Raw genomic sequence first — 6,379 nt, 5'->3', positions numbered from 1 at the left:
CGCCATCGCCTTGCGCGGCCTGTCCGTCCGCAGCGCTCTGCCCTTGCATCGCCTGGCCCTGAGCTGCGTCGCCATCGCCTTGCGCGGCCTGCCCATCGGCATCGCCTTGCCCTTGCAGCGCCTGGCCCAGAGCCGCGTCGCCATCGCTTTGCGCGGCCTGCCCAACCGCAGCGCCTTGCCCTTGCAGTGCCTGACCCTGAGCCGCGTCGCCATCGCCTTGCGCGGCCTGCCCATCGGCATCGCCTTGCCCTTGCATCGCCTTGCCCAGAGCCGCGTCGCCATCGCCTTGCGCGCCACCGCCCGGCGCGCCACCAAAGCCGCCGCCGCCGAAGCCGCCCATGCTATTGCCGCTGCCGGAGCCGTCGCCGCTCGCGGCAATGGTACCGTCCAGTTGGCCGGAGACACTGGCGGCCATGGTTGACATGAAGGTCTTCACAGACTGGGTGCCGCTCTCATATTGTTCAAATGTATAGAAGGCAGAAGGGTCGGCCTTCACATAGCTTGAGATCATGGTGTCGAGCTCGTCCATCCGGGACTGGAAGGTATCATCCTGTAGGTATCCGTCGATCATCTGCTGGATGATGGCGTGATATTTCGCTTTGTACTCATCATTGGCAAGCAGCTTCGCGATCAGCGGACGCTCGGAGAGGGCGCCTTGGGTCGGCTCATCAATCATGACGTCGGAGCCGCCCATGCCGCCGAAGGCCATATTGTAGTCCCAAGGCAGAATGGAGAAAACACCGTCATCCTCATACAGGTAATAGTTCTGCTTGTTGCTGCCGAGATAACTGTCCATATTGCCGGTAACGGCATTAAGGGCAATATATCCGAGTGCGTCATCGACGTTGATGTATTTCTCGTAGCCGGTGCCGTTGTTCAGCTCATCCAGCATGTCGAGGAGAATATCATTGTTCGATTTATCGGACTTCATCTCAAGGCCGGTATAGAGGGAGGTATCGTCGCCGAGCCAGGTCAGATCGCTGCCTTGGCCGGTCATTACCCCCTTATACAGCGCGCCGTAGGAGTTGCCGAAGTTGCGTTCCAGATAAGCATCGCCGATCTGCTCTACCGCGAGATAGAAGCCCTTTAGCTCATCGTTGACATAAATGTTAACGAAGGAGTATTTTGGCGTCGGCAGGCCCATAGTCTCCGCGAGTTCATAGGTGAGAAACTCACGCATATAGGAAGCATCACTGTAGTTGTTGTTAAGATTGATTTTGCTAATCCCGAACAGGCTCTGATTTACGTATTCGTCAAAAGAAATTTTGAAGCTGTAACGGTCCGAGTCACTCATCTGCACAACGCTGCGCAGGCTTAAATTGCCTTTGGTCCGGATACCGACATTGTCCATTGTAATACCGTTGTATTCAACAGAAGCTGCTTTGTATTCCTCGGCGCTGGCATTGTCCAGCATATCCTGATAATCATCCGGATCTATCGTGATCCGCACATCCACAACCTTATCCTTCGGGAACACGTCAGTATCCAGACGCTGCTCCTCATTCGAAGCCGCCCGGTCCTGCGTATTCCCGTTAGCATTATTATTATCCGGCTGACATCCGGCCAGAGCGGCAGCCAGCAGCAGGCAGCACAGCATCAGCAGAAACGGCTTACCTCTTGCTTTCATCCCGGCACCGCCCTTCCTTAAGATACGTAGTCGCCGCTGTAGCTGATCAGCAGGACATTTTTGACACCGGTAATGTCGGAGACAGTGTTGACGAAACCGCCTTCCTTGTCGTCCAGACGAAGCTCCAGCGTCAGCTCAACATTGCCCTTTGTTACGGTTTTTTGCTTCACATTATAGCGTTTTACGGATTTGTTCAGATGGCTGTGGACCTCGCGTTCGCTGTCATCGCCCTCGCAGTTAACAACCAGCAGATAGGGGGTTTCCACTGAGGAACGTTTAATGAACAGGAACAGAATCAGACCGATAATAACCGAGCCGACAATAGCCAGTGTGAAAAAGCCTGCCCCGGTCACAATACCTGCTACCGCTGCCCAGAACAGGAAGATCAGATCCGTCGGATCTTTAATCGGCGTTCTGAACCGGACGATAGACAGGGCGCCGACCATCCCGAGTGACAACACCAGATTGGAGTTAATAGCGATAATAACCGTTGCGGTGATTAGGGTCATGCCCATGAGTGAAACATTGAAGCTTTTGGAATAGAGGACTCCGCTAAATACACGTTTATAGAGCAGGTAAATAAAGAAGCCTATCAGAAAAGCGACCCCGAGTGTAATCAGGATTTTGGAGATGCTGATGTCGGATACAAAGTTGTCGAGCACTGAATTTTTAATCATATCGGAAAAGGTTGTTGCTGTGTCATTGGCTTCAGCCGCAGTTGTTCCCGCAGCAGCCAGAGTAGATACAAAGCTCATTATTAATAATCCTCCCAAGTGTTGGTCTTCAAAAATTTCCGGCAAATCACATATTTTGACGCCGATTGCCGGTTCAAGCCTTCGAGCTGCAGCGCGATCCGGATGTATTCCGGAATGTATTCGTCGAATTTGACCTCGAAAATAATAAAGTTCTCTTCCAGCGCCCGCACAGGCTGCAGCCCCTGGTCAAAAATATCAGTAGCATGCAGACCGGTCCGCAGCTCCTTGTCAAAGGTAATCCGCACATTGCCGTTATGGCAGACGTAAGGCTCGCGCACATAATCGACGATTACTTTAGGGCGCAGCAGGTTATGGCGCATCTGATTGTAGAGCTCCATGAACAGCGGACTGCCGGGTACATTCAGCACCTCATAGTTGCCGGCCATAACCTGGTCGTACATCTCACGGGTTAACGGCTCTTTGACTTTGGCGATATAATCGTCCATTTTGATTTTTTTCTCAAAGTGAATGACATTATCCTGAGCATTGTAGATCCGGATGCGGTATTTGGCACGTTCCCTGAGCCCTCCGAGCTTTTCAGCCAGGGCTGTATTGTGCATATCATCAAAATAAAGGCTCCGGATATGATATTCCCCGACTTCATCGGCATTCTGATCGGCATCCATCAGGCTGTGCAGGCGCTGACGCAGAATCAGATATTGATGATAGTTGATGAAAAATTTCAGCTCATGCCGGAATTGCAGCTTGTTACTCATTTCACACCTCGTTTCTAACCCTTAGTAAATACCATTAACTGAACCTATCGTACGGGACAGACCTTATGATTGTCTTAAATCCAGCTGAGCGTTAGCTGAAAGTTTTTACACTGCGTTAACAAAAGTCGCGAATTGCGAGCACAATAGAGGGTTTCCGGTTGACTTTGGAGCTTAATGGAGGCTATCGTTGTTAACAAAGTACACAGCCTCAGGAGGGACCTGCGTGAAGGATTTGAAAATGGTGTTTATCATCGGAATGATTCTCATAGTGTTAATAGTAGCTGCGGTAGCACTGGAAAAACTGAAGACGGGGCGGACAGAGACTGCATTGTCACCGGGAACCCCGTATAACTTGGTTACTACGTTCAAAGAGGATACGGATACCAGCAGAGCGTTCACCTGGTATACGGAGGATGCTGCCGCTGCCGGGCGGCTGGAGGTTGTAAAGGGAGGCGAGGCCTCTTTTGACGGTGCTTCAGTATTCAGGATAAAGGCGGAAGATACCGCAATTAAGACGGATAAAGGAAAAAGAGGGGTGCATAAAGCGGAGGTTAGCGGGCTTGAGCCGGGTACCGTGTACACTTACAGGGCGGGTTCAGGCAAGGACGGGGAGTGGAGTGCTGCTGCCACCTTCACCACTGCGGAAGCAGACACTGACCAGGTGACCTTTATTAATGTGACCGATTCGCAAGGAATAACGCCGGCGGATTTTGCGGTGTGGGGAAGGACGCTGAACAAGGCGGCAGAGACCTTTCCGGCGGCACAATTTATTGTGCATAACGGGGACTTTACGGAGGATGCCGAAGATTCAGCAGCGTGGAACAGCTTTTTCAGCAATGTGGACAGCCTCGTATCCCGTATTCCGCTGATGCCGGTGACAGGAAACCACGATGAGGTCGATGAACAGGCAGCCGAATTCACCTCTCATTTCAATCTGCCGGATAACGGGGCCAAAGGCTCAATCGCCGGAACATCGTACTCCTTCGACTATGGACCAGTGCATATTACGGTGCTGAACACGGAGGGAAATTTGAAAAAACAGGCGGAATGGCTTAAAAAGGATCTTGCCGGAACGGACAAAGCCTGGAAAATTGTCGCTTTTCACCGTCCGGCATATGGCGGTAATACCTATAAGAAGCTGGACGAATGGGCTCAGCTTTTTGATAAATATGAGGTTGATCTGGTGCTGCAGGGGCATAATCATGAGTATTCGCGGTCTTATCCGCTGCTGGACGGGGAAATTGTAGCTGAGGGTGAAGGAGCCGCTGGTGCGTCCAGAGGAACGGTCTATGTCGTTACGAACGCTTCCGGCAACAAGTTCAATGAGAAAAAAGAAGACCAGTTCTATCATGCTGTACATTTTCAGAATAACAAGGCGATGTTTGCGGGCATTTCTATTAGCGGTAGAGTACTGAACTATCAGGCTTACGATGTGGATGGCAGCCTGCTGGATGAATTCACACTTACTCACTAAACACACGTAAACCCCTATCATTGATTGTTATCAACGACAGAGGCTTACGTTGTTTGCACTATACCCATGTTATGCTCAGACTCCTTATCCTATCCTTTGAACTCAGCCGGGTAGAAATCGTCCGAGGCGGCAGTGAATTTGCCTATCCTGTACGATAAATCTTCTCTAATTCATCCTCTGCCACGAGTGGATTGCGGTGTAACATTCGAGCTTTAAGAAGCTCCTGCCATTTCGTTCGGGGATGAATTGAAAGCTTTAACGCCAGAATCAAAGATATAGTCTCAAGCTCAGGGATTACAGCTGCTCAGGATTGCTGCGGAATCGTTACTGCTGTCCGTCAGACGTTCCTGCTAGCGGTGTAAGGTTCCCTTGAGTTGATGCCTTAAGTATACCTGCAGGCGGCTGGGCTGTAAAAAGCGCTAATCTTAAGAAATGGAACTATTTTTCAGCTCATCCTCTTGTAAGCGCTATTATTCTGTCTGGTTCTCAGTTTTTCGGTATTTACGGCCTGTACCCGGGTAATGCCTAGTTAGATCAATCGTGTATAATGAAGCCAACAGAGGAGGAGTATCAATGAAGCTGTTTCGGATAACAACATCACCTATGGGCGTAGAGCGGATCGGAGAGTTTCTGGAGAATAACTATATCTGTATCGGTTATCCCGGCACCGGAGATTTGGAACATGCCGGTCCGGAGGAGATGCTGGCCAGACTGCTGAAGAGCGGGGCATATAAGGGGCCGGAGCTTGAAGAAGCCGTGGTTAACCTTAACCTGTTCGTGCATGAAATGCAGGACGGGGATTATGTGCTGATTGCCGACGGGCAGTGGGTGCATCTGGGTGATCTGGGTGACTATTTCTATGACGAAACCGGCGATTCACCGGAGGACGGCCGCTGTCACCGGCGCGGTGTAACCTGGCTGAGAAGCATTCCGCAAAGCGCGCTGAATCCGGAAGCGGCAGAACTGCTGGCAGATGAGAGCCTGATCTCCAGGTACCGCGGGACGCTGCCGGCGGCACGGCTGGAGCTATGGATCGAAGGGAAGGGCCCTGCCGATTCCGTAGCTGACGGAAAGCGCAATTTGGTGGATGAAATAACCGTCACCAAAGCTGTTTCCGTCCTTAAAGAAGCTCTGCACAGCGAGGATGCGGACCGGCGTGAACGGGCAGCAATAGCCATCCTGCAATACGCAAAATAGAATGGGAGGCCAGGTGCGGGAGCACCTGTCTGAAAGCTTTTCGCAGACAAGCTGCTCCTGATATCACTCTGCTGATCATAATACAGCTGTGCGGATACATATTTACTTTACCGGTTTCTTCACAATATCCTGCCAGTGCGGCGGGAGCGGATAGCTTATTAAATGCGTGTAGTTAACCAGCCTGACTTCAGGTCCTGCGGAAATTTCAAAAGTTAACCGGTCTTCTCCAACAGAGATATGGGGGCCGACAACGGGTGTTACATCGAGCGTTACAGACAGCCGGAAGCCGCGAAAGCCGTTTATCCGCGCACACTCGGTTATTTTTACGAAATACGGATAGACGAGCGGCGGCTCAAGCAAGGAATGCTGATAATATTCCCGGACCGCCTCGTTGATATAGGGGGTCAAAAAATTCATAAGCGTATCCTGTATTCTCAGTTCGCTTGAATCCCTCACAGGTACAAGCTGAGCGGTTTCAGCTTGTACCTGAGTGGAAGAAGACAGGCTCAGAGCCGCAAACAGCAATAGTACGGTAAAGTTTTGTGTCCAATTCACTGATTACACCTCACCCCGGTTTTCAGGTAGGTTGTCCATATTCTCATATTAATAA

At 51.1% G+C, this 6,379-nt stretch carries 6 protein-coding genes; 2 read left to right on the top strand and 4 right to left on the bottom strand.

Annotated elements, in window-relative coordinates; translation table 11 throughout:
- The 3 genes from BN3772_RS11130 to BN3772_RS11120 all read right to left on the bottom strand — a co-directional run.
- Nucleotides 1–1,627: CotH kinase family protein (locus BN3772_RS11130; protein WP_052380457.1), on the bottom strand; the 1,627-nt coding region annotated here is incomplete at its 3' end.
- A 17-nt stretch (nt 1,628–1,644) separates the two neighbouring features.
- Complete coding sequence (locus BN3772_RS11125; RefSeq protein WP_042199443.1) at nt 1,645–2,382, bottom strand: DUF4956 domain-containing protein; 738 nt, start codon at nt 2,380–2,382, stop codon at nt 1,645–1,647.
- A gap of 2 nt (nt 2,383–2,384) precedes the next feature.
- A complete protein-coding gene (locus BN3772_RS11120) occupies nt 2,385–3,098 on the bottom strand; it encodes a polyphosphate polymerase domain-containing protein (RefSeq protein WP_042199442.1) in 714 nt (237 codons plus the stop codon).
- A gap of 223 nt (nt 3,099–3,321) precedes the next feature.
- Between BN3772_RS11120 and BN3772_RS11115 the strand changes: the two genes are divergently transcribed.
- Nucleotides 3,322–4,572 (top strand): purple acid phosphatase family protein, encoded by a 1,251-nt coding sequence (locus tag BN3772_RS11115; protein WP_086074512.1) that lies wholly within the window; start codon nt 3,322–3,324, stop codon nt 4,570–4,572.
- 573 nt (nt 4,573–5,145) lie between these two features.
- Complete coding sequence (locus BN3772_RS11110) at nt 5,146–5,769, top strand: hypothetical protein (RefSeq protein ID WP_042199441.1); 624 nt, start codon at nt 5,146–5,148, stop codon at nt 5,767–5,769.
- Nucleotides 5,770–5,871: 102 nt separating this feature from the next.
- On the opposite strand, the gene BN3772_RS11105 is transcribed toward BN3772_RS11110, so the two are convergent.
- Nucleotides 5,872–6,324: a DUF3888 domain-containing protein gene (locus BN3772_RS11105; protein WP_042199440.1), complete on the bottom strand. Its 453-nt coding sequence runs from the start codon at nt 6,322–6,324 to the stop codon at nt 5,872–5,874.
- Nucleotides 6,325–6,379: the final 55 nt, after the last annotated feature.

The sequence above is a fragment of the Paenibacillus camerounensis genome (assembly GCF_000723885.1).
Lineage (GTDB): Bacteria > Bacillota > Bacilli > Paenibacillales > Paenibacillaceae > Paenibacillus_AQ > Paenibacillus_AQ camerounensis.
The sequence above is the reverse complement of the archived record's forward strand: the minus strand, read 5'-3'. Positions and strand labels throughout refer to the sequence as shown.